At 65.4% G+C, this 21351-nt stretch carries 22 protein-coding genes, 1 pseudogene and 1 riboswitch; of the genes and pseudogenes, 10 read left to right on the top strand and 13 right to left on the bottom strand.

Features of this window, described 5'->3' with window-relative positions; translation table 11 throughout:
• Positions 1-7: 7 nt before the first annotated feature.
• Positions 8-116: riboswitch (SAM riboswitch) on the bottom strand.
• Between the two features lie 121 nt (positions 117-237).
• From DVO78_RS14725 to DVO78_RS14715, 3 genes are all read right to left on the bottom strand, one after another.
• Positions 238-1290: an aldo/keto reductase gene (locus DVO78_RS14725; protein WP_120005897.1), complete on the bottom strand. Its 1053-nt coding sequence runs from the start codon at positions 1288-1290 to the stop codon at positions 238-240.
• 3 nt (positions 1291-1293) lie between these two features.
• Positions 1294-2181 carry a sulfurtransferase gene (locus DVO78_RS14720; protein ID WP_120005895.1) on the bottom strand — a complete coding sequence of 296 codons (888 nt, stop codon included), beginning with the start codon at positions 2179-2181 and terminating at the stop codon, positions 1294-1296.
• A gap of 109 nt (positions 2182-2290) precedes the next feature.
• Positions 2291-3493: a UDP-N-acetylmuramate dehydrogenase gene (locus DVO78_RS14715; protein ID WP_238385337.1), complete on the bottom strand. Its 1203-nt coding sequence runs from the start codon at positions 3491-3493 to the stop codon at positions 2291-2293.
• 165 nt (positions 3494-3658) lie between these two features.
• Between DVO78_RS14715 and DVO78_RS14710 the strand changes: the two genes are divergently transcribed.
• From DVO78_RS14710 to DVO78_RS14700, 3 genes are read left to right on the top strand one after another with little or no spacing between them, the layout of a single operon-like run.
• Positions 3659-4549: a MetQ/NlpA family ABC transporter substrate-binding protein gene (locus DVO78_RS14710; protein WP_120005891.1), complete on the top strand. Its 891-nt coding sequence runs from the start codon at positions 3659-3661 to the stop codon at positions 4547-4549.
• 19 nt (positions 4550-4568) lie between these two features.
• Positions 4569-5645, top strand: a complete 1077-nt coding sequence (locus tag DVO78_RS14705; protein ID WP_120005889.1) for a methionine ABC transporter ATP-binding protein — start codon at positions 4569-4571, stop codon at positions 5643-5645.
• The gene (locus DVO78_RS14700; protein WP_120005888.1) at positions 5642-6328 is read left to right on the top strand and encodes a methionine ABC transporter permease; all 687 of its coding nucleotides are present in this window, start codon (positions 5642-5644) and stop codon (positions 6326-6328) included. Before DVO78_RS14705 ends, DVO78_RS14700 begins: the two co-directional genes overlap by 4 nt.
• 178 nt (positions 6329-6506) lie before the next feature.
• On the opposite strand, the gene DVO78_RS14695 is transcribed toward DVO78_RS14700, so the two are convergent.
• The 6 genes from DVO78_RS14695 to DVO78_RS14670 all read right to left on the bottom strand — a co-directional run bounded on the left by DVO78_RS14695 (position 6507) and on the right by DVO78_RS14670 (position 10366).
• The gene (locus DVO78_RS14695; protein WP_120005886.1) at positions 6507-7286 is read right to left on the bottom strand and encodes an amino acid ABC transporter ATP-binding protein; all 780 of its coding nucleotides are present in this window, start codon (positions 7284-7286) and stop codon (positions 6507-6509) included.
• On the bottom strand, positions 7283-8128 hold the full coding sequence (locus tag DVO78_RS14690) for an amino acid ABC transporter permease (RefSeq protein ID WP_120005884.1): 846 nt from the start codon (positions 8126-8128) through the stop codon (positions 7283-7285). Before DVO78_RS14690 ends, DVO78_RS14695 begins: the two co-directional genes overlap by 4 nt.
• A gap of 11 nt (positions 8129-8139) precedes the next feature.
• The gene (locus tag DVO78_RS14685) at positions 8140-9045 is read right to left on the bottom strand and encodes an ABC transporter substrate-binding protein (RefSeq protein ID WP_120005882.1); all 906 of its coding nucleotides are present in this window, start codon (positions 9043-9045) and stop codon (positions 8140-8142) included.
• A gap of 93 nt (positions 9046-9138) precedes the next feature.
• A complete protein-coding gene (locus DVO78_RS14680; protein WP_120005880.1) occupies positions 9139-9654 on the bottom strand; it encodes a MaoC/PaaZ C-terminal domain-containing protein in 516 nt (171 codons plus the stop codon).
• Entirely contained in the window at positions 9654-10109 is a 456-nt protein-coding gene (locus tag DVO78_RS14675) for an FAS1-like dehydratase domain-containing protein (protein WP_120005878.1), read from the bottom strand. The genes DVO78_RS14680 and DVO78_RS14675 overlap by 1 nt, the downstream gene beginning before the upstream one ends.
• Before the next feature lie 11 nt (positions 10110-10120).
• Entirely contained in the window at positions 10121-10366 is a 246-nt protein-coding gene (locus tag DVO78_RS14670; protein ID WP_120005876.1) for a hypothetical protein, read from the bottom strand.
• 170 nt (positions 10367-10536) lie between these two features.
• Here DVO78_RS14670 and DVO78_RS14665 point away from each other — a divergent pair, with 170 nt between their 5' ends.
• Positions 10537-11928, top strand: coding sequence for an NAD-dependent succinate-semialdehyde dehydrogenase (locus DVO78_RS14665; RefSeq protein ID WP_120005874.1), 1392 nt, complete (start codon positions 10537-10539; stop codon positions 11926-11928).
• A 30-nt stretch (positions 11929-11958) separates the two neighbouring features.
• Complete coding sequence (locus DVO78_RS14660) at positions 11959-12318, top strand: DoxX family protein (RefSeq protein ID WP_120005872.1); 360 nt, start codon at positions 11959-11961, stop codon at positions 12316-12318.
• A gap of 33 nt (positions 12319-12351) precedes the next feature.
• Here DVO78_RS14660 and DVO78_RS14655 read toward each other — a convergent pair whose 3' ends face one another.
• Together DVO78_RS14655 and DVO78_RS14650 are read right to left on the bottom strand one after the other, a co-directional pair.
• Positions 12352-13062 carry a class F sortase gene (locus tag DVO78_RS14655; RefSeq protein ID WP_238385336.1) on the bottom strand — a complete coding sequence of 237 codons (711 nt, stop codon included), beginning with the start codon at positions 13060-13062 and terminating at the stop codon, positions 12352-12354.
• Positions 13063-13078: 16 nt separating this feature from the next.
• Positions 13079-13828, bottom strand: a complete 750-nt coding sequence (locus tag DVO78_RS14650) for a CHRD domain-containing protein (RefSeq protein ID WP_120005870.1) — start codon at positions 13826-13828, stop codon at positions 13079-13081.
• 172 nt (positions 13829-14000) lie between these two features.
• Between DVO78_RS14650 and DVO78_RS14645 the strand changes: the two genes are divergently transcribed.
• From DVO78_RS14645 to DVO78_RS14630, 4 genes are read left to right on the top strand one after another with little or no spacing between them, the layout of a single operon-like run.
• Positions 14001-14582, top strand: coding sequence for an RNA polymerase sigma factor (locus DVO78_RS14645; RefSeq protein ID WP_202912208.1), 582 nt, complete (start codon positions 14001-14003; stop codon positions 14580-14582).
• Positions 14575-15372 carry a hypothetical protein gene (locus DVO78_RS14640; RefSeq protein WP_120005868.1) on the top strand — a complete coding sequence of 266 codons (798 nt, stop codon included), beginning with the start codon at positions 14575-14577 and terminating at the stop codon, positions 15370-15372. Before DVO78_RS14645 ends, DVO78_RS14640 begins: the two co-directional genes overlap by 8 nt.
• A 33-nt stretch (positions 15373-15405) precedes the next feature.
• Complete coding sequence (locus DVO78_RS14635) at positions 15406-16272, top strand: tryptophan-rich sensory protein (protein ID WP_157984066.1); 867 nt, start codon at positions 15406-15408, stop codon at positions 16270-16272.
• Complete coding sequence (locus tag DVO78_RS14630; protein ID WP_120005866.1) at positions 16269-17153, top strand: Rossmann-fold NAD(P)-binding domain-containing protein; 885 nt, start codon at positions 16269-16271, stop codon at positions 17151-17153. Before DVO78_RS14635 ends, DVO78_RS14630 begins: the two co-directional genes overlap by 4 nt.
• Positions 17154-17169: 16 nt before the next feature.
• On the opposite strand, the gene DVO78_RS14625 is transcribed toward DVO78_RS14630, so the two are convergent.
• Positions 17170-18558, bottom strand: coding sequence for a cryptochrome/photolyase family protein (locus DVO78_RS14625; protein ID WP_120005864.1), 1389 nt, complete (start codon positions 18556-18558; stop codon positions 17170-17172).
• Positions 18555-20198 (bottom strand): SDR family oxidoreductase, encoded by a 1644-nt coding sequence (locus DVO78_RS14620; RefSeq protein WP_238385335.1) that lies wholly within the window; start codon positions 20196-20198, stop codon positions 18555-18557. The genes DVO78_RS14625 and DVO78_RS14620 overlap by 4 nt, the downstream gene beginning before the upstream one ends.
• Positions 20199-20699: 501 nt before the next feature.
• Here DVO78_RS14620 and DVO78_RS14615 point away from each other — a divergent pair.
• A pseudogene (locus DVO78_RS14615) lies at positions 20700-21245 on the top strand (transposase); the annotation flags it as partial.
• Between the last annotated feature and the right edge of the window lie 106 nt (positions 21246-21351).

Here is a 21351-nt window from a genome sequence, read left to right as displayed (position 1 = left end):
TAGTCTTCCTCCATCGGTTCTCGCGTTAGCACCCGGCCTAAGCTCTGCAGGCAGCGCCTGCTCCCGGGTTGCTGCGACGTCATCGGGCCAGATCCCTCAGTCGCTCTGGATGGTTGTGTGTTCTCAGACTAACGGGCTGGTTGAACACATGGCACTGCTGTTGACTTATATGTTCACATTCGGTCGCGGAGGGTCGTGAGCACGACGCCCGACTGCGGCGCCGCGCACTGAGGCGCTTCAGGAGCGGGGCAAGAGGCCCTCGCGCCCGCCGGAGACCCAGGCAGAGTTGAAGCTTCGGTCGCCGTGCACCTGGTCCGCCAGGGCGTCCAAGACCGCGATCGCCTCAGCGCTGAGCTCGGCGTCGGTGCCAGCCAGCAGCTCATCCAAATGGTTCACATACCGTGTGCCGGGGATGGCGGCCAGGTGCAGCCCGAACATTGCGGCCTTGGCATAGAGCCAGGCCAGCGCCAGTCCCGCGGTCGGCAGATCAGACTCAGCGGCGAGCGCCCGCACCCTTCCCGCGAGATCATGGTTATGGGCGATGTTCTCGGCAGCGAACCAGGGGAACTTGCGCCGAACGTCGTTCTCGGCCAAGCCGCCAGGGTCGAAGTGGTCGGTGAGAATGCCACGCCCGACCGGAGAGAAGGCCACGAATCCGATGCCGAGCTCCGCACAGGCGGGGATCACATAGCGCTCCACATCGCGGGCGAAGATGCTCCACTCTGACTGCACTGCGGTGATGGGATGCTCGGCGTGCCCGCGGCGGATCTCCTCGCCGGTGTGCTCGGAGAGCCCGATGCCGCGCACCTTGCCCGCCTGAATCAGCTCCGCCAGCGCCCCCACCGACTCCTCCACCGGGACATCGGGGTCCGGGCGGTGCAGGTAGTAGAGGTCCACATAGTCGGTGCCGAGCCGGCCCAGGGAGAGATCAATCTGCTCGCGGATATGCTCGGGGCGGCCGTTGACACTGCGCTTGCCAACCTCTGCCCCGGGCACAATCCCGCATTTGGTGGCCAGGGCAATTTCATGGCGACGTCCGGTCAGGAACCTGCCCAGGATCGACTCGCTGACCCCGCGGCCATAGATATTGGCGGTGTCGATGAACGTCACGCCGCGGTCATAGACCCCGTGCAGCAGTTCCAGGGCCGCCTGCTCCTCAATGTGCCCGTAGGCCCCGGCAATGGACATCGCACCGTAGCCCAGGGCCGTGGTGGTCAACGACTGCGAGCCGGATCCCAGCTCAACGGCGGGCACGCCCGCGGTGCTGGGCTCAGCGGTGTCCTGCGCCATGGATCAACGGCCCGCTTCCCCGGGGTCGGCGCCCACCGCGATCGGTAGCCTCACCGCATTGCCCCATTCAGTCCAGGAGCCGTCGTAGTTACGCACGTTCTGGTATCCCAACAGGTGCTTGAGCACGAACCAGGTGTGGCTGGAGCGCTCGCCGATCCGGCAGTAGGCGATGACGTCTTCAGCCTCGCCGACCCCGGCCTCCTCCTGGTAGATCTGCTCCAGTTCCGCCCGTGTTTTGAAGGTTCCGTCGTCGTTGGCCGCCCTGGCCCAGGGCACCGAGGCGGCGGTAGGGATATGGCCTCCGCGCAGAGCGCCTTCCTTATCCTCGAAACCTGGGGCAGAAGTGACCTCACCGGTGTACTCGGCGGGCGAACGGACATCGACCAGCGGCCCGGAGCCGATATGGGCGAGCACATCTTCCCGGAAGGCCCTCCACTGCTGATCGTTGCGGACTCCGGGCACCGGGTACTCGGAGGGCTCAGGGGTAGGTGTCTCGGTGGTGAGTTCACGGCCCTCATCAGCCCACTTCTGCCGTCCGCCGTCCACCAGGCGAAGGTCCTGGTGGCCGAAGAGGGTGAAGACCCAGAGCGCATAGGCGGCCCACCAATTGGACTTGTCCCCGTAGAAGACCACTGTGGACTCCGGGGTGATGCCCTTGGACGCGGCGAAAGCGGCGAACTGCTCCTCGTTGATGAAGTCGCGGGTGACCGGGTCGTTGAGGTCGGTGTGCCAGTCGACCTTCAGCGCACCGTTGACATGGCCGGTCTCATAGAGGAGCACGTCCTCATTGGACTCCAGCACCACCACATTCGGCTCGTCCTTATGCTCGGCGAGCCACTCGGTGCTCACCAGCGCGTCCGGGTTTGCGTACTGTGAAAGATCCTTCGACATAACAGCCCGCCTTTCGGTTGTGGGGGTTCTCTTCTCAATCTGCCACAGCAACCACCACAAGCCCAGCAACGTTACCGTCCATGACATGTGGAACCTCTGTCAGCTACTCTCAAAGCCGACAGCCGATCAGCACCGGTTCAGGGTGCAGGGTGACCCCGAAGGTCTCCCGGACCCGGTGTCGAGCTGCCCGGGCCACGGTGAGCAGGTCCTCCGCGGAGGCGTCGCCGCGGTTGGTGACCGCCAGAGTGTGTTTGGTGGACAGCGACGCCCGCCCCCCGGCAAGCCCTGCACCGTCAGCTCCCCGCCCCGCCTCAGGGCCCTCAGGCAGGCCGAATCCCTTGCCACAGCCGGCACGGTCGATCAGCCAGGCAGCCGAGAGCTTGACCAGGGCTTCGCCGCGGTCATTCTCCCCGGCCGGGAATCTCGGAGCGCCCTCCGGCAATCCGGCGACCGACAGCGACGGCGCCATCAGGTTCGGCAGTTCCGACTCCGGCAGGATCGGGTTGGTGAAGAAGCTGCCTGTGGACCAGGTGTCGTGGTCCTCCGGGTCCAGCACCATCCCCTTGCCCGCCCGCAGTTGGAGAACCTTCTGGCGGACTTCGGCCAGTGGAGCACGGCGGAAGGCCCCATCTGCCTCAGCGTCCAACCCCAGTGAGCGTGCGAGCTCGGCGTAGCGCACCGGGGCCGAAAGTGCCTTGCCCTGCTGATGGGTCAGCCGGAGCCGCACCGAGAGCACCACGTACCGCGGCGAGCCCTGGACAGTGGTGCGCTTGAGCAGAGAGTCCCGGTAACTGAACCGCAGGTCCTGGTTGCTCAGCACCACAAGGTCCTGAGCCTCACGATCCCAGGCGCGTATCTCCACGATGGTCTGCGCCACCTCGGCCCCGTAGGCACCCACATTCTGCACCGGAACAGCTCCGGCGGCACCGGGGATCCCGGAAAGGGCCTCCAGCCCGACCAGTCCGCGCTCCACCGTCCAGGCAACCACTGCGTCCCAGTGGTGCCCTGCTGCCACGGTGAGGTCCACCTCATCGTCGTTGACCGGCTCGGCGCTGATGCCGTCGAATGCAAGCTGCAGCACGGTTCCGCTGAAGCCTTCGTCGCTGACCAGCAGATTGGACCCTCCGCCGAGCACCAGAAGCGTGTCCTGCCCTGCTGAGCGCGCGGACTCGCTCGGCAGCGGATGGGCCCGCAGCTCATCGACGGCATCGTCCTCGCCGTGGGCGACGACCCACCCCGCGGCGGGTCCGCCGACCCGCGCCGTGGTGTAGTCACGGAGCCGTTTCGGCTGCCCAGAATTCACAGTGCTCACAGTGGTAGAGCCTACCGGGCGGCTGCATAGTGACGGATTGAACATTTATGACAAAAAATGACTTACGTTCAATTCTCCTGGTCTGCAGGGCGTTAGAGTGAGCCGTCATCTCAGCAGCGGCCGGCTGACGCCGATCACCGCCCTGGACAACCTAGAGGAGAAACAATGAATGCACCACGACGCCTCACCGCAGCCCTCTCCGCGGCCGCCGTCCTGGCCCTGGCTGCTTGCGGCGAAGGCGACAGCGACGCCATTCCAGAGGATCAGACCTCTTTCACCATTGGAGTCGTCGGCGTCAATGAGAGCCATCGCGAACTTGCCCGGATCGCCGAGGAAGAGTACGGCTACGAGATCGAGCTGGTCAATTTCGCCGAGTACCCTGAGCCCAACCCCGCCCTGGCCAACGGAGATACTGATGCAAACTGGTTCCAGCACATCGCTTTCCTGGCCCAGCACAATGTGGACAGCGGTGATGACCTGCAGCCCATCGGGTCCACCGCAGCCGTTCCGCTGACCCTGTACTCCGAGCACTACGACTCCCCCGATGAGTTCCAGGAAGGCGAGACCATCGCCATTCCCAACGACGCCGTCAACCAGGGCCGGGCCATCAACGTGTTGGTCTCTGCCGGACTGGTGGAACTGGCCGAGGAAACCTCCCAGCCCGAACCGCGGCACATCGACGAGGAGGCCTCCACGGTGGAGGTTCAGGCTGTTGCCGCTGCCCAGACCGTCAACGCCCTGCAGTCGGTGGAAGGTTCGGTGATCAACAACAACTTCGCCCAGGACGCCGAGCTGGATCCGCAGGGGGACGGCATCTTCGCCGATGATCCCAACGATCCCTCAGCGTTCCCCTACATCAACGCCTTTGTGGTCCGTTCTGCCGATGCGGACAACGAGGCGCTGCGCGACATCGCGTCGATCTATCACGATGAGCGAGTGCTGGAGATCGATGCTGAGCTCTCCGCTGGAACCTCTGTTCCTGCCTCCGAGGTGACAGCCGAGGAGCTGCAGGAAACGCTGGCGGACTACGAAGAGTCGCTGCGGGACGCAGAATAGTCCTGGGAAACACGCCATCATGAGCTCAGAAAGCACCGCTGATGCTCGCCGGACCGGTGGAGACCCGCTGATCACGTTCCAGAACGTCTCGCGAACCTTCACCGGTGGCAAGGCATCCTCAGTCACAGCTGTCGATGACGCCTCCTTCACTGTCCAACGGGGTGAAGTCTATGGGGTGATCGGCTTCTCCGGGGCCGGAAAGTCCACGTTGATTCGGATGATCAACGGCCTGGAGCGGCCCACCTCGGGGTCTGTCACCGTGCTGGGCCAGGAGATCTCCGCCCTGTCCGAATCCAAGATCCGGCACATTCGCAAGCGCATTGGGATGGTGTTCCAACAGTTCAATCTGTTCACCTCCCGGAATGTGGCCGGAAATGTGGCCTATCCACTGAAAGTGGCCGGCTGGGGCAAGGAGGAGCGCGAGCGTCGAGTAGCAGAACTGCTGGACTTCGTCGGACTGGCCGATAAAGCCGATTCCTATCCTGAGCAGCTCTCAGGGGGCCAGAAGCAGCGGGTGGGCATCGCCCGTGCGCTGTCTGCCAAGCCGGACATCCTGCTCGCTGATGAATCGACCTCCGCGCTGGACCCTTCCACCACTGGCGAGGTGCTGCGGCTTCTTCGCCGGGCCAACGAGGAGCTTGGCATCACCATTGTGGCCATCACCCATGAGATGGAGGTCATCCGGGCTATCGCTGACCGGGTCGCAGTGATGGACAAGGGACGGATCGTGGAGGAGGGCAATGTCTATGACATCTTCTCCAACCCCCGCGAGGACGCAGAGGCCACCTTTGTGGGCTCCGCGCTGAAGGACCGGCCCACAGCTGAGGATCTCACTCGTATCCGGCAGCACACCAAGGGTCGCCTGGTGACCGTTTCGCTGAAGGATTCCGCAGCCGTAGGACATGCTCTGGGGCGGGCCGGGGAGCTCAGCGTGAGTTTCGAGATAGTCCACGGCGGCATGAATACCACCAAGGACTCGCATTACGGGCTGCTCACCTTGGCAGTGAACGGCGACGACGGCGCGGTGAACCGGTTCATCAGCGAACTGAGCGGCACCGGTGCGGTACAGGAGATCCCCGAGGAGGCATCGGCATGATCGGCCTCATCGACACCTACCGTGACCTGGACTGGGACTTCTACGGACCCGAGCTCTGGGAGGCGGTTTTGGAGACCGTCTACATGGTGGCTTTCGCCTTCGCCATCGCAGGCTGGATCGGGATGGTCCTGGGCGTGCTGCTCTACACCACTCGTGAGGGCGGTCTGCTCTCCAACAAACCGGTCTTCTGGGTGCTGAACTTCATCGTCAACACCATCCGGCCCATACCGTTCGTGATCCTGCTGGCAGCGATCCAGCCGGCCACCATACTGGTCATCGGCACCGGTATCGGCAATCACGCGGTGATCCACGCCATGGTCTGGGCGGCCAGTTTCGGCATCGCGCGGATCGTGGAGCAGAACCTGGTCAGCATTGACCCCGGCGTGATCGAAGCCGCCCGGGCGATGGGGGCCTCACGGCTGCGGATCATCTTCACGGTAATTCTTCCCGAAGCCTTCGGCCCGTTGATCCTGGGCTACACCTTCGTCATCATCGCCCTGATCGACATGTCCGCCTTGGCCGGCATTGTCGGAGGCGGCGGGCTGGGAGCCTTCGCGATCCAGGAAGGCTACAACAGGTTCCGGCCACATGTGACCTGGCTGGCGGTGATCGTGGTCATCATCATGGTCCACATGCTCCAGATCCTCGGCAACAGGCTGGCCCGGAAGGTCCTGCGGCGATGACCGGCACATAGGCGCGCATATGCCTGCTCCCTGAGCGATCACTGGGCATGTCGCGCGGGGAGCGGATGGGTGGTGGGCCCGGCAGCAAGGTGCATCTGCCGGGCCCACCTTTGTGTCTCCAACGCCTTAACCGTTGCAGGCTGGACTGTCCATAAGCGACGACGAGCGGCGTCGTTCTCTACTCTCCCAAGGGGTTGAGAACCCTGCGCAGGAAATCCTGAGTGCGTGGCTGAGAGGGCGCTCCGATCACCTGCTCGGCAGCGCCCTCCTCCACGACCACCCCTTGGTCCATGAACACCACGCGGTCGGCGACCTCGCGGGCGAAGCCCATCTCATGGGTCACCACGATCATGGTCATCCCGGCCTGGGCCAGATCACGCATGATCGCCAGCACATCGCCGACTGTCTCCGGGTCCAGAGCGGAGGTGGGCTCGTCGAAGAGCATGAGCTTGGGCTTCATGGTCAGCGCTCGGGCAATCGCCACCCGCTGCTGCTGACCGCCGGAGAGCTGAGCGGACCGCCGTTCGGCCAGGTGCTTCAGCCCCACCAGCTCCAGCTGATGCAGTGCTTCAGCCTCAGCCTCTTCCCGGGACCGCTTCAGCACACGTCGGGGGGTGATCGTGCAGTTCTCCAGTGCGCTCAGATGGGGGAAGAGGTTGAACTGCTGGAAGACCATGCCGATCTGCCGGCGCATGGCATCCAGGTTCACGTCCGGATCGGTGGCCTCGAAATCCCCGACCACGATCCGCCCGGCGTTGGGGTCCTCCAGCCGGTTCACGCACCGCAGCAGGGTGGACTTTCCTGACCCGGAGGCGCCGATCAGGCATACCACCTCGCCGGGGTTGACCGTGATGTCGATGCCTTTGAGCACCTCGTTGTCGCCGAAGGACTTGTACAGGCCCTCGATGATGACCCCGGCCACACCGGGCTGCCCCTCGCTGGGCTGCTCGGTGCTCATGCCACACCTCCGGTCACCGGCGAGCTCGTGCTGCCCTTCTTGGCCTTCTTCCGGGAGGCTCGGCTGCCGACCCGGCCCTCCATACGGCGTGCTAGCAGCGAGAGCGGAATGGTGATCAGTAGATAGCAGAAACCCGCGATGACCAGCGGGGTCAGCCCTGCCTGGTACATGTTGATGCCGTCCCGGCCCATCTTGGTGAGCTCTGCGGCAGAGCCGGCCATGCCCACCACGAAGATCAACGAGGAGTCCTTGGTCAGGAGGATGGCCTCATTGGTCAGCGGGGGGAGCACGATCCGGAACGCCTGCGGGATCTGAATGCTGACCATCGCCCGCCAGGCCGGCATGCCCAGCGCACGCGCAGCCTCCACCTGGCCCTTGGGCACGGCCTGCAGACCGGCGCGCAGAGTCTCAGCAATATAGGCGCTTCCCACGATCGCCAGGGCCGAACCGGCCACCTGAAGAGTGGAGAGGTTCCAGCCGAAGGCCAATGACACCCCGAAGCCCAGGGCCAGGAACACCAGGATCGCCGGGATCCCGCGGAACAGCTCGATATAGGCGGTGGCGATCCACCGGTAGACCGGGAACGAACTCAGCCGCATCAGGGCCAGCAATGTGCCGCCGAGCAGTCCGAAGATAAACCCAACTGCGGTGTACTGCAGGGTGTTGACTAGACCGGTGGTGATGATTCCGGGGAACATCGGCAGCACCGGCTCGATGTTCAGGAAGCTCTGCCGCAGGGCTGCCCAGTCGATGAGGAGGACCAGAACGGCTGCGGCTGCCACGAAGATCCCTGCCTGGATCCCGAGGCTCAGCCGCCTCCGCTCACGGTTGGACAGTGCCATAGGGCCGTGTCTCAGTCCTCGTCGGCGTCGTCGTCATCCTCGTCCTCATCGGCGTCACCCTCTTCTGGAGTCTCGGAGTGGAACCAGGTCTGCTCCATCTCTTCCAGGGCGCCGGAGGCCTCCAGCTCGGCGAGGATCTCGTCAACGGCGTCAATGAGGTCCTGGTTCTCCAGCTGGGCGGCAACACCGAGCTGCTCACCGGTGTCGATCTCCTCCACGAACACGAACGAGTCATCCTCACCGGTCTGGTAGCCGATGATCGAGATGTTGCCAATCAGGGCATCGACCTGTCCTGCCTCAAGCCCTTGGAGTAGCAGCCCTGAGCTATCGAACTCGACGACGTCGTAGCCCTCCTCCAGCGCGTAGTCGGCACCGGTGGTGGCGTTCTGCACACCGACTGAGACGCCGTCCAGGTCCTCCAGGCCTTCGATGCCGGAGTCCACAGAGGCCAGCAGGCCGAGGTTGTCGTCCAGATAGGGCTCGCTGAAGAGCATATTGCCGGCGCGTTCCTCGGTGATGGTCATACCGGAGATGGCGAGATCGCACTGGGAGGCGTTCAGCGCCACACCGGACTGGATCCCGTCGAAGCTGGACTCGATGATCTGCAAGTCGAGGTCCAGGGCCTCGGCGATGGCGTCGGCAAAGTCGATGTCGAAGCCGACCACATTGCCCTCGCCGTCGTAGTACTCGAACGGCGGGTATGAAGCATCGGTGCAGACCTGGAGGGTGCCCTCCTCGATGGTCTCCACACCGGTCGCGTCAACGTCCACATCGGCTTCCACCTCGGTTTCGGCGTCGAGTTCTTCGTCATCGTCGCCGTCGTTGTCGCCGCAGGCGGTCAGCGCAAGCGCGGCCACCGAGGCCAGCGCCAGGGGCCTCAGCCACGGCTTCTCAGCGGTATCAGTGGCAGTGGGCATCTGTTCTCCTCTGGGTGGATTCGGCGGTGCAGAAATGTCAGGAGTGTCAGGCGATTATAGACCGCCGGAGTGTTTCAGCCACGTGACAGCATCTCAGTCCAGCACGACGACGGCTTGGACCTTGGTGAGCACTTTGGTCCGTTCCTCACCGTCGACCAGTTCCACGGTGAGATCGATCCGGGCGGTATTGGCCTCGGCGTCGACCTTTCCGACTGTGCCGATGACCTCCAGAGCGGTAGTGGGGGTCTCCGGCGAGCCCTCGGCAGCGTCAGGGACCGGCACCGGCTTGGTGAAACGGGTCTGGTAGTCCACCACCCTGCCAGGATCCCCGGCCCAGTCGGCAGCCAGGCCGACCGCCGCGCCCATGGTCAGCATCCCGTGGGCGATCACTCCCTCGAGGCCCACCTCCGTGGCGAAACGCTCATTCCAATGGATGGGATTGTGGTCCCCAGAGGCTGCGGCGTAGCGGATGAGGTCTGCGCGGGAGAACTCGATGGTGCGGCTGCCGATGGTCTGGCCCTTCTGCAGCTGGGCCGCCTCAGAGATACCCGCTCGCTTCTCGGCTGAGTGCGGAGGCGCCGCGGTGTGCGTCTGAAGCTCCTGGTCCATCACTGCTCTCCTTCTGCGTCGGCGCGGACCAACAGCGTTGAGGTGACAGTGGCACGCGGAGTGCCTGCACCATCGTTGATCTCAGTCACGGTGGTGACCATGGCGCCGGCGCCCATGAGGCGGATGCGCTCCAGCGTGGTGGCCGCGGTGAGGTTCTCGCCCGCGGTGATCGGCGCATGGTGGGTGAAGCGCTCCTCGGCGTGGACCACGCGGGAGAAGTCGATGCCCGCCCCGGGGTCGTTGATGACCGCGGCTTCGGCCCGCTGCGCGATGACCACCGCGAAGGTCGGCGGGGCGATGAGGTCCGGATGCCCCAGCCCGGCGGCAGCCTCGGGGTCGACGTGCGCCGGGTGCCCGGCTTTGACCGCGGAGGCGAATTCCATGATCGCCTCGCGGCTGACCTGGTAGTCGATGCCCGGGTAGGTGTGCCCTTCACGGGCGGTGTTGATGGTCATCCTTGGTTCACCTATTCGCTCTTTCTCTCGCGGAGGATCCGGACGGCCTGGCGCCTGCGCAGTCCGATGCCGACCAGGTGGCTGAGGACTCCGGCGCCGATCAGGACGATCCCGACGATGCGGACCGGTCCGGAGTCCATGAATGCGGCGGCGATCACCGCCAGGATGCCCACAAACGTACTGACCATGCCGGTGACCAGGGCTGCCCGGTAGGCCGGCGTGCCGGAGTTCCACGGGTCGAAGGGCGCGTGAGTCATCGTCGCAACATCCTACCGTCCAACGGCTGTCCGGATCTCAGCTCCGGAGGAACCCACCCGTGCTGTACCACGTCCACGACGCGGTCACAGGCACCTGGCCGGGCGCCCTGCTGTCCGCCAGGATCGAACAGCCCTAGCGGGGACCCCCTGGCATGCACTTGAATGTCCTCATGAGCACATTTGCAGTCACCAACCCGAACACCGGCGAAGTCGAGGAGACCTTCGACTCACTGACTGTGGAGGAGATCCCCGGCGTCATTGAGAAGGCCGACCAGTCCTTCCAGCACTGGCGCGGCACCTCGGCGGAGGAGCGCTCCGCGGTGCTGAGCAGAGCAGGTGACATCTTCGAGTCCCGCGCCGAGGAGCTCTCCGACATCATCGGCCATGAGATGGGCAAGCCCAAGAAGCAGGGCATCGCTGAGGTGAAGAAGGTCGCCTACACCGCCCGGTGGTTCGCGAAGAACGCCCCCGGTCTCTTGGAGCCCACAGAGCTCCCTGAGGCCCAGGGTGCCGACCGCACCTACATCAAGCACGATCCTCTGGGTGTGCTGCTGGGCATCATGCCGTGGAACTTCCCCTATAACCAGCTGGCCCGCTTTGTGCTGCCCAACCTCATGGTCGGCAACACGATTCTGATGAAGCAGGCCGCGATCTGCCCGAAATCCTCTCAGCGGTTCCAGGAGATTCTCGAGGAGGCGGGCCTGCCTGAGGGCGTCTACACCAATATCTACCTCAACAGCAGTGATACCGAGGAAGTGCTGAAGGACTTCCGGGTCAAGGGTGTCTCGCTGACCGGTTCAGAGGCCGCCGGCGCCTCGGTGGCCCAGCTGGCCGCCAAGTACCTGAAGAAGTCGGTCCTGGAGCTGGGCGGCAATGATCCGGCCGTGGTGCTGGACACCGAGGACGTCTCCGCCCTGGCGAAGAAGCTGGTGACACTGCGTACTGCCAATGCCGGACAAGTCTGCACCTCGCCCAAGAGGTTCATCGTGGTCGATGAGCTCTACGACGACTTCGTGGATGCGGCCACCAGTGCGGTGGAGGCGGTGAAGGTCGGCGACTACGACGACCCGGAGACGGATATGGGCCCGCTGTCCTCCGAGGGTGCCCGCGATGAGGTGGTGGAGCGCATTCAGCAGGCCGCCCGGGAGGGAGCGACCCTGCACACCGGTGGTCAGAAGCTTGAGCGCGATGGATGGTTCATGTCACCGGCGCTGCTGACCGACATCGACCTGGACAGCGACCTGGGGTGCAATGAGGTCTTCGGCCCTGCCGCCATGGTTTTCAGGGCCCAGGATGAGGAGGATGCCCTGCGGATCGCCAACAGCACCCAGTACGGCCTGATGGCCTCGGTCTGGACCACCGATGTGGAGCGCGGTCAACAGTTCGCCGAGCGCATCAACGCCGGGATGACCCTGGTGAACACCCATATGGACTCCAGCCCCGAGTTCCCCTTCGGAGGCATCAACAACTCCGGCTACGGCCGGGAGAACGCCCAGTGGGCGCTGCGGGAGTTCACCAATGAGCGGCTGGTCCGGCTCAACGAACAGAGGCTCGACGGCTGAGCCGTCCGCTCACCGCGAGGTGATCTCACCATGGACCGCAGTGCACTGACCATGACCTGCCTGCTGGGGACCGCAGGGGTCACCCACTTCATCCGTCCAAAGCCGTTCGACTCGATCGTGCCCCCAGGGCTCGGCTCACCGCGCTTCTGGACCTATGCCAGCGGCGCGGCGGAGCTGGTCAGTGCCGCGCTGATCGCGGTTCCCCGCACCCGCGCCCTGGGCGGACTGGCTGCCACCGCCCTGATGATCGGTGTCTATCCCGCCAATATCTACACGGTCAGGAAGTACTGGTCCTCCCCGGCCGGACGTGCAGCGGCCCTAGCCAGGCTGCCGCTGCAGCTGCCGCTGATCCGGATGTCCTGGAGGATCGCCAGCGGAGACTCCCGCTAGGCCGAGGCGCCCCACCGGCCATGGGCCGGCCCCTCACTCGACCCGGGAGGCGAAGACCACCCGGTTGTCCAGATGCCTGCCCGCGGCGGCGTCGAACTCCCCGGTGCAGGTGATCAGCCGCAGCTCATCCTCCGTCCCCGCCCCGAAGACCTCACGGGTGGGAAAATCGTCCTTCGGGAAATCCGCTGTCCTCTCCACCTGGTACAGATGGACACCGCCCTCGGCATCGACCACGGTCACCTCGTCGCCCCGCTCCATCTCCGGCAGACGGTAGAAGACCGCAGGACCGGACCGTGAGTCCACATGCGCGGCAATGACGGTGGGCCCCGCCTCCCCGGGCCTGCTGCCGCCGGCGAACCACCCGACGTCGTCCCAATCGGTGGGCACCTCCAGCCGCCCATCGGACTGGATCCCCAGGTCGATCAGCTCGTCCTCGTCGAGATCGATGCTGGGAATCTGCACCCTTTCCGGTGCTGCGGCCCCGGCCTCGGCAGCAGTGCCTGATGCCTCTGGCCCCGCATCACGATCCGGCCAGTTACCCTCTGATGGTTCCGAGGAGGTCTGTGGGGCCCCGGGACGCTGGTCAGCCGGAGTCGGCTGACCAACAACGGGCTGTCCAGGGGCGTCCTCCCCGGCGGCGCTCTGGGCGCATCCGAGGAGAACACCGCCTGCGGCAGCTGCGACAAGCACCCGCCGCATCACAGAGATCCTGATCCTGCCAGCCTGCGGAGCATCTGTGGGCATATAAGGCACGCCCCGGTCACACCTGCTGGTTGCGCGACCGGCGCATGATCAGCACATAGGCTCCGGCGGCCAACAGCGCCACAGCACCGACGCCGGCGGCCGGACCGGCGATGGCGATACCCTGCTGAGCGGTTTCACCGCCGCCGCCTGTCTCCACTCCGTCCAGCGGCACCTGGGTCAGCTGACCACGCACCACGCCGTCGAGATATTCCTCGGTATGCACATCCGCATAGAAGGCTGTTGGGTCGTCCTCGATCTGGGACACGGTGAACCAGTCACCGTGATCGTTGCCGTCATCGTCCTCCACCCCGGTGACGAAAGGGCCCTCCATACAGCCGGAGGAGGTGCGCGGACCATCTCCCTCAGACTGGGGGTCTGGGAAGGCCACCCGCGGCGGACCGGCCTCACCTGTAGGACCCTCATGAATGTGCGTCGCAGTGAATGCTGGGCTCTCGTAATTGCCGGTCACACCCTCCAAGGCGATCTCATAGCAGATCACATCCAGCTCAGAGTTGAGCCAGAGCATGAAATCACCGGTGGCGTCCTCATCAATCGGAGAGGGCTCCCCCTCGGGGACAACCACCTCATCGGGAACCGCCATGGCGGAATAGGCGCTGGTGAAGTCCTCGGGCCAGTCCACCTCGTTGACATGATCACCGTGATCAGTGTGGGCATGGGCCGGTCCGGCCAGCATCAGTGAGACCGCGGCACCGGCGGCGACGCACCCTCCCATCACCGTCCGGCGGCGAATCGTCTGGGTAGCCATAGTGTTGTCCTCTCTGAGATGTCATCACAGACCGCGGGTGCGCCCTGCTAGTGTGGTGTACGCGACAGGGGACGCTTCCGTTGAACCCGCCACCGAAGTTTTTCGGAGGAATCACCGCCGAAGGACCCGTGGACTCGGCGTCAGCACCCTACCAATACCTGATTCATCAGCTGTGCGGCACACGAACGAGGACGTGATCAGACTGGGACAGTCTCCCCCGGAGCCGGCACAGACCGCGGACCATTCGCCTCCACAGCCAGTTCACTTCGACGTGGCCGAGACCTACAGCAGGTTCGGCAGGCAGCTGTATCTCTTCGCACTCAACGCACTGGGCGATCCCGACGCCGCGGAAGAGGTGACCCAAGAGAGCTTCACCAAAGCCTGGCTGGCCCGTCACCGCTTCGACCCCCAGCAGGCCAGCGCCCGCACCTGGCTCTTCGCGATCGCCCGCAACGTCATCAAAGACGCCTTCCGGCGGCGTGCACGGCTGCCTGAGCCTGTCGATGACCGCCGCATGACGCATCTGAGCACTTCTGCGCCGGACCCCGCAGAGAAGCTGATGCTCATCGAGGCGCTGTCCTGCCTGAGCACCGAGCACCGCCAGGCGGTGGTGGCCATCCACCTGATTGGACTGAGCTACGCAGAACTCTCAGAATCGACAGACATTCCCATATCCACGCTACGGTCCAGAACCTTCCACGGCTTACGGGCACTGCGCCGCTATGTCACTTCATCGGAGGCAGACGATGACTGATCACTCTGATCGCGTCGAGGAGCTCATCGCGGCAGCCGCGGCCTCGGACCTCTCAGCCCAGGAGCAGGCTGAGTTCGACGCCTTGCGCGCCCAGGACCCCACCATCGACGCCACTCTCCACGAGCTGATGGGCCTGCTGCCTGGACTCCAGGCGGCGGTCCCGCACTGGGAGGAGGCTGAACCTCCCCAGCGGCTGGACGCCTCCATCAGGAGCATCACTGAATCCGGGGTGCGCTCCGAGACAGTTGTGGAGGGTAACGGTGCGCCGGCGGCCAGCGCATCCGAGAAGCCCTTATCTGAGCACAGCCGTGCCCAGCAGCCCCGCGGGCGACGACGTGCGGCGTTCGCCCTGGTTGCGGCGGGCTCCGTCATCGCCGGAAGCGGGGCGACCCTGACGGTGCAGCACCTCATCGACTCCCCTCCCGACGGACCGCCGGGGACCTACGGCGCTGTCGAGGAGATCACGTTCTTGGACGAGCCCGGGGAGGTCAGTGTGGACGGCAGCCTGATCGCCCATACCTGGGGAACTGAGACCGTCTTGGAGATCGAGGGTCTCGAACCGGGATCGAGCTTCACCGTGGTGCTGGTGGCCGAGGACGGTCAGGAGTTCGCCTCCGGGACGTTCTTCGGCTCCGAGGTGCTCATCGAGTGCCGGATGAATGCCGCGATCATGCGCGACGAGGTGGAGCGGGTGGAGATCACCGCAGAGGATGGAAACGTCATCACCTGGGCGGAGCTTCCCTCGGCCATTGATCCTGAGGCCGAAGACACCGGAGCCGGTGAATCTTAGGGGTTAACGATGCGGAGCCTCTAGGCTTGCCCCATGTCAGAGACTTCTCACACCAGAGCCACGCCGCTGAGCCAGAGCCTGCTGATGGTGCTGGCGACGGCGGCGGCGGTGGTCGCAGCGTTCTTCGGCAGCGGCGCTGTGGGCGGCACCGATATGCAGGAGGCTGTGGGCGGGTGGTTGGGGGCAGATGCCACCCCCTTGGCCCCGGCCAGCGGCGCTTTCCGGATCTGGAGCGTGATCTACCTGGGCCTGGTCGGCTATGCCCTCTGGCAGCTGAGCACCACGGCTCGCGGATCTGCCAGGCAGCACCGGCTGCGGCTCTGGGCGATTCTCTCAGTGGTGCTCAACGCCGTGTGGCTCTGGGTGGTGCAGCTGGGCTGGCTGGGTGTCAGTGTGCTGGTGATGCTGATGCTGCTGGCCGTGCTGGTGCGCATCCTGCTGCTGATGGAGGCCTCACCTGCCCAGAGCCGCGTGGAGAGGCTGCTGACCGACGGCACCTTCGGGCTCTACCTGGGCTGGATCTGCGTGGCGACGGCGGCGAACATCGCAGCATGGTTGGGGTCACTCGGGACTGAGGGTTTTCAGGCGTGGGAGGCTGCCACGGTCAGTGTCATCGCCGCAGTGACGGCTCTGGGCATCGCGCTGGGACTGTGGACCAACGGGAGGATCGCCCCGGCGCTGAGCCTGGCCTGGGGCCTGGCGTGGATCGTCGAGGCCCGCAACCAGGGCAGCTTCGAATCACCTCTGCTGGTTGTCGCTGCCGGAGTGGCCGCAGGACTGGTGCTGGTGGCGCCGCTGGCGGTGCCGTGGATACGGCTCGCCAAAGAGTCGGCATCGGCGCGCCGGGCAAAGAGGGCCCGGAAGCCGGCCTCGGCATCCGCCGCAGGAGATTCACAATGAGCAGCCCCGCAACCGGTCATCCCGCCTCGCAGCGGGTGCTGTTGGCCGGCTGCGGAGACCTCAACACGCAGGTCGGCCTGCGCCTGCACGCCCAGGGGCACCATGTCACCGCAGTCCGCCGCAGCTCTGAGCAGCGCTGCCTGCCGTTCCCGGTGCGGCAGCTGGACCTTGCTGCTGCTGGGGCTGGTCCCGGGTCCGTACCAGGAACGGAGACTCTGCCCGAGGCCGATGCGGTGGTGGTGGCCCTGACCGCTGACAGCTCCGATGCCGAGGGCTACACCCGGGCATACCGCAATACCCTGCACGGGCTGGTCTCCGCCCTGCCGCGCGCTCCTGAACGGGTCATCTTCGTCTCCTCCACCAGTGTGCTGGGAGAGCACGACGGCGCGGTGGTCACCGAACAGAGTGTCCCGGCACCTCAGCGGGAGACCGCCCAGGTGCTTCTGGCAGCCGAGCAGGACGCCGTCCAGCTGTTCGACGGCGCCGTCGTCCTCCGCCCCGCCGGGATCTACGGACCCGGCCGGCACCGCACCGTCGAGCGTGTGCTGCGCGGCGATGGTGCCGATCACGGACGGATCACCAACCGGATCCACCGCGATGATCTGGTCACAACGATCCTCGCGCTGCTGAAGGCCGAACGGCCTCCGCGGCTGCTGCATGCGGTGGATGCAGAGCCGGCACCCTTGGGTGAGGTGCTGCGGTATCTGGCCGCCGAGCTGGGCGTGCCCGTTCCTCCGGACACCGGCTCCGGAACCCCCGTAGGCAAAAGCATCGACGCCGCAGCTCTGCACCGGCTGCTTGGTCCCGGTGGGCTGCGCTATCCCAGTTTCCGGGAGGGCTATGCGCCGCTGCTGGCGGCCTACCGGGGCTGCGCGGACTGAGTTCAGTGGACGGAGTTCAACGGCCGCTGATGCTCTTGTAGTGCTCCAGCGCCTCGGCCCGTGAGGCCTTGAGGTCCACGATGGGCTCCGGGTAGTCACCGGTGTTCAGCTCGGGCACCCATTGCTCGGTGTAGGCGTTCTGCGGGTCGAATCTCTCCCGCTGGCGCTCCGGGTTGAAGATCCTGAAATAGGGCGCGGCGTCCATCCCGCATCCTGCCACCCATTGCCAGTTCGCGGGGTTGGAGGCGGCGTCGGCATCCACCAGAGTGTCCCAGAACCAGGCTTCCCCCTCCCGCCAGTCGATACCCAGGTTCTTCACCAGGAAACTCGCGGTGATCATCCGTACGCGGTTGTGCATATGACCGGTCTCCCAGAGTTCACGCATCCCAGCATCCACCAGTGGTATGCCGGTGGTGCCTGATGTCCAGGAGTGGAACTCCTCTGGGGCATCCTGCCTGCTCTGCCAGGGGTAGTGGTCGAACTCGGCGCGCAGATTGGTGTGGGGCAACTGCGGGAAGTGGTAGAGCAGATGCCAACAGAATTCGCGCCAGCCCAGTTCGGACCGGAAAGTACGGCGGCTGGTCTCCTCACCGATCGACGCCGCGGCGTGCCAGACCTGGAACGGGCTGAGCTGCCCGAACCGCAGGTAGGGGGACAGCCGGGAGGTTCCATCGGTGGAGGGGATATCGCGGGCGTCGTCGTACTCTGCGCCGAGTTCCTCCACGAACGTGTGCAGCCGGCGGTGGCCGCCGACTTCGGTGGCGTCCCAGGTCAGGCGCAGCCCTGCCGCCCAGTCCGGACGCCTCGGCAGCAGCTCCAGCTCCTCCGGCTCACCCAGCCGCACACCCGCTCCGGCGAGGCGTGCGGTGGCGCTGCCGAGGTCGCCCAGAGGTTCCGGTGCGGCCAGGGGCTCTCTGAAGTCCAAAGCGCTGAGCGCGTTCCAGAACGGGGTGAAGACCTTATAGGGTCCGCCGGTGGTGGTCTGGACTGTCCAGGGTTCCCTCAGCACTGAGGCGGCAAAGCTCTCGGTCGCGACGCCGTGCTCGGGCAGGCTGCTCTTGATGGCGGCATCGAGCGTGCGCTCATCTCCTCCGTAGCGCCTGGACCAGTAGACTCGCTCAGCCGCGCAGGCGGTGGCCAGTTCAGGAAGCAGCTGCTGCGGATCCCCGCTGCGGATCAGCAGAGGAACGCCCAGGGACGCCAGGTCTTCCCGCAGCGAAGACAGCGCATGATGAAGCCACCAGCGTGCGGCACCGCCCAAGGGCCGGATCCCGGGGCTGGCATCGTCAAGAACGTAGAGGCCCACCACATCGCCGGGGCCCTCAGCATGGTGGACAGCCTCCATAAGAGCCGGGTGGTCCTGGACCCTCAGGTCGTCGCGGAACCAGACCAGGGTGCGGCTCACCGGCTTCCTCCAGCAGGTGCCTGTTGCACCTCACGGTCCTTCCCGCTGAGCCTGACGCCAGAGACTGCCCCAGTGTCTTGGGTGGGACGCTCAGCCTGCGCGGCGGTCTGTGCGGCGTCGATGATGTTGCCCAGCATGCTGGGGAAGATCACCCGGTGAAATGGTGCCATGGCCGCCCAGTAGAGCCTCCCGGCGGGGCTGGAGGGGAAGAAGACGGCCCGCTGGGTGATCCTCACACGCGGGGCTGAGCCTTCCGGGGCTTCCAGCTCATCAAGGGTGAACTCCAGCCAGGCGTCGCCGGCGACTTTCATCTCAGCCCGAAGCACCAGCCTGCGGTGCGGTTCCAGGGTCTCGACGCGCCACCAGTCCACCGGGTCCCCCACCCGCAGCGTGTCTGCCAGCCGGCGTCCGCGGTTCAGCCCTGCCCCGCCGGCCAGCTTGTCCCAGACTCCGCGCACCTTCCACGCCAGGGACCAGGAGTACCAGCCGTTGGCACCGCCGATGCCTTCGATCACACCCCAGATGTGCTCGGCACTCACCCGGTCGGTCTCCGCACTGCGGGAGTCGACGTACTGCGGGCGGCCGGCCCATTCTGGGTCGCTGGGCAGTGAGCCCGCCGCCTGTTCCAGGGAGCCGAAGTCGGCGTCCCAGGTGGTGTCCACCGCGCCCTCCTTCTCGCGGCGCAGGGCCAGGGTGACCGCCTCGGCGTACCGCAGCAGTCCTGCCGGAGGAGGGTCGATGAAACGGTCCACGTCCCGGTCCGCGGTGACGGCATCCTGCTGCAGCGAGGCCACCAGCGGGATGGTCAGCGCCATGGGCAGCGGTGTCACCAGCCCTACCCAGATGCCCGAGAGGGTCGCCGCCGGCAATGGGAGCGGGATGACCCATCGTGGCTTCAGCCCGGCGGTGCGTGCGAACTCCTGCATGACCTTCGCGTAGGTCATGATCTCACCGGAGCCCAGGTCCAGGGTCCGGTCGATCCGCCCTGGTGCGTCGGCGGCGGCGATGAGGTAGTGGAGCACATCGCGAATGGCCAGGGGCTCCACCCGGTTTGTCACCCAGTTCGGCGCTGGCATCACGCGCAGGGCCAGGGCCAGGTGACGGATCATCTCGAACGACGCCGATCCCGAACCGATGATGATTCCGGCCTGGAAGGCAACAGTGTCCACCGGGCCCTCCAGCAGAATCCTGGCCACGGCGGCTCGTGAACGCATGTGTGGGGAGAGTCTGACATTCTCCGGGTGCAGTCCGCCCAGGAAGATGATGCGTTCGACTGCCTGGCGTTCGGCTGTCTCAGCGATGTAGCGGGCGGTGCTGGCCTCGCGCTCTTCGAAGTCTCCTCCACCACCCATGGAATGCACCAGGTGGTAGACCACGTCGACGCCGTCCATCGCCTCCTCCAGGCCCTGCTCCTGGTCGAGGTCCACGTAGTGGATCTCCACCTCATCGGCCCATGGGGCGTGCTCCATCTTCTCGACCGACCGTGCCGCGGCGCGCACTCGGTGCCCGGCCTGCAGGAGCCGGGGCACCAGCCGTCCGCCGATATATCCTGTGGCGCCCAGAACCAGTACGGTGCGCGGCGTGGAGCTGAGTCTGATCCCCTCCTGACCCAACCGGTCCTGATCTGATGTGTCCGTCACACGTTTCCCCACGGTGGGCCTCCCCGGAGTGGATGATCGTCTGCACTGAGCTCATCTGCTTCGCGCTGGTCTGGGCCGGCCCGAAGAGTGTGCTCAGTTCTGGGGTGATGATGCCTCATCGTCTCATAATCGACTCGTGGCCTCTGCCGTGTCTTCACGACCCACCCTCGTTCACCGGCCACACTGGCGTGGGGGCCTGCCTCCAGCCCGACGCGCCACTTTGCTGGTTGTCAGCCCCTCAGGCGGGTTCTATCGGTGGTTGCAACGGCCTGGGTTTCAGGAGTTGTAATTGGCGAGTGGCTCAAGGGCTCGTTGGCAGGTCCGCCGGTACACCAGTGAGGACCAGCGGCGTATACGCATCTGGTTGATCAGGGGCTGACTGGCAGGCAGGCAGTAGGAGCCTCCCGTGCTACTGCTCATCGGTGGGAGCAGCAGTTGCAGGCCCAGGGCGGTGTCGCGCCGGTCCGGCAAGGACGAGCACCGAAGGCATATAACGTGAATATGCGCGCGATGACAGCTTTCAGCAACCAGCAGGAAGCCGGCGGGAGGTTTCTGTCACTGGCTGAGGGGGAACGGATCAGAGACCTACAGCGTGCTGGGGTTTCATTACGCCAGATCGGTGCTGAGCTGGGACGACCGGCTTCGACCATCAGTCGTGGGATTGCTCGCAACAGTGATGTTCACGGGCGGTACTTGCCATACGGGGCCCAGCGAATGGCGCAGATGCGCAGGGCTCGGCCCAAGCAGCCCAAGCTCGCCGGTGGGTCTGCTCTACGAGAGTGGGTCCAAGAAGAGCTTTCAGTGCAGTGGTCACCGCGGCAGATCAGTAGGACACTGGTCAAAGACTTCCCCGACGACCCGGAGATGCGTGTGTGCCACGAAACGATCTATCAGGCCCTCTACCTCCAGGCCCGCGGCGGGCTGAAGAAAGAAGTCCAGGCAGCTCTGGGTACTGGACGGGCCCGCCGTAAGCCACAGGGCCAACAGCGCCGTGGTCGTACCTTGGGTAAAGAGATGATCATGATCAGCGAACGTCCCGCCGAGGTTGAGAACCGCGCTGGCCGTATTCAACCGGTGCTCGCAACAGTTCGTTGTTGGACTGAGCGTAACTGATCCTCGAACGCCTCGGCTGAGGTCCTCCATCCAAGGATTC

Origin of the sequence: Nesterenkonia muleiensis (assembly GCF_003600155.1) — a bacterium.
Classification (GTDB): domain Bacteria; phylum Actinomycetota; class Actinomycetes; order Actinomycetales; family Micrococcaceae; genus Nesterenkonia; species Nesterenkonia muleiensis.
This window is presented reverse-complemented; position numbering and strand designations above follow the sequence as displayed.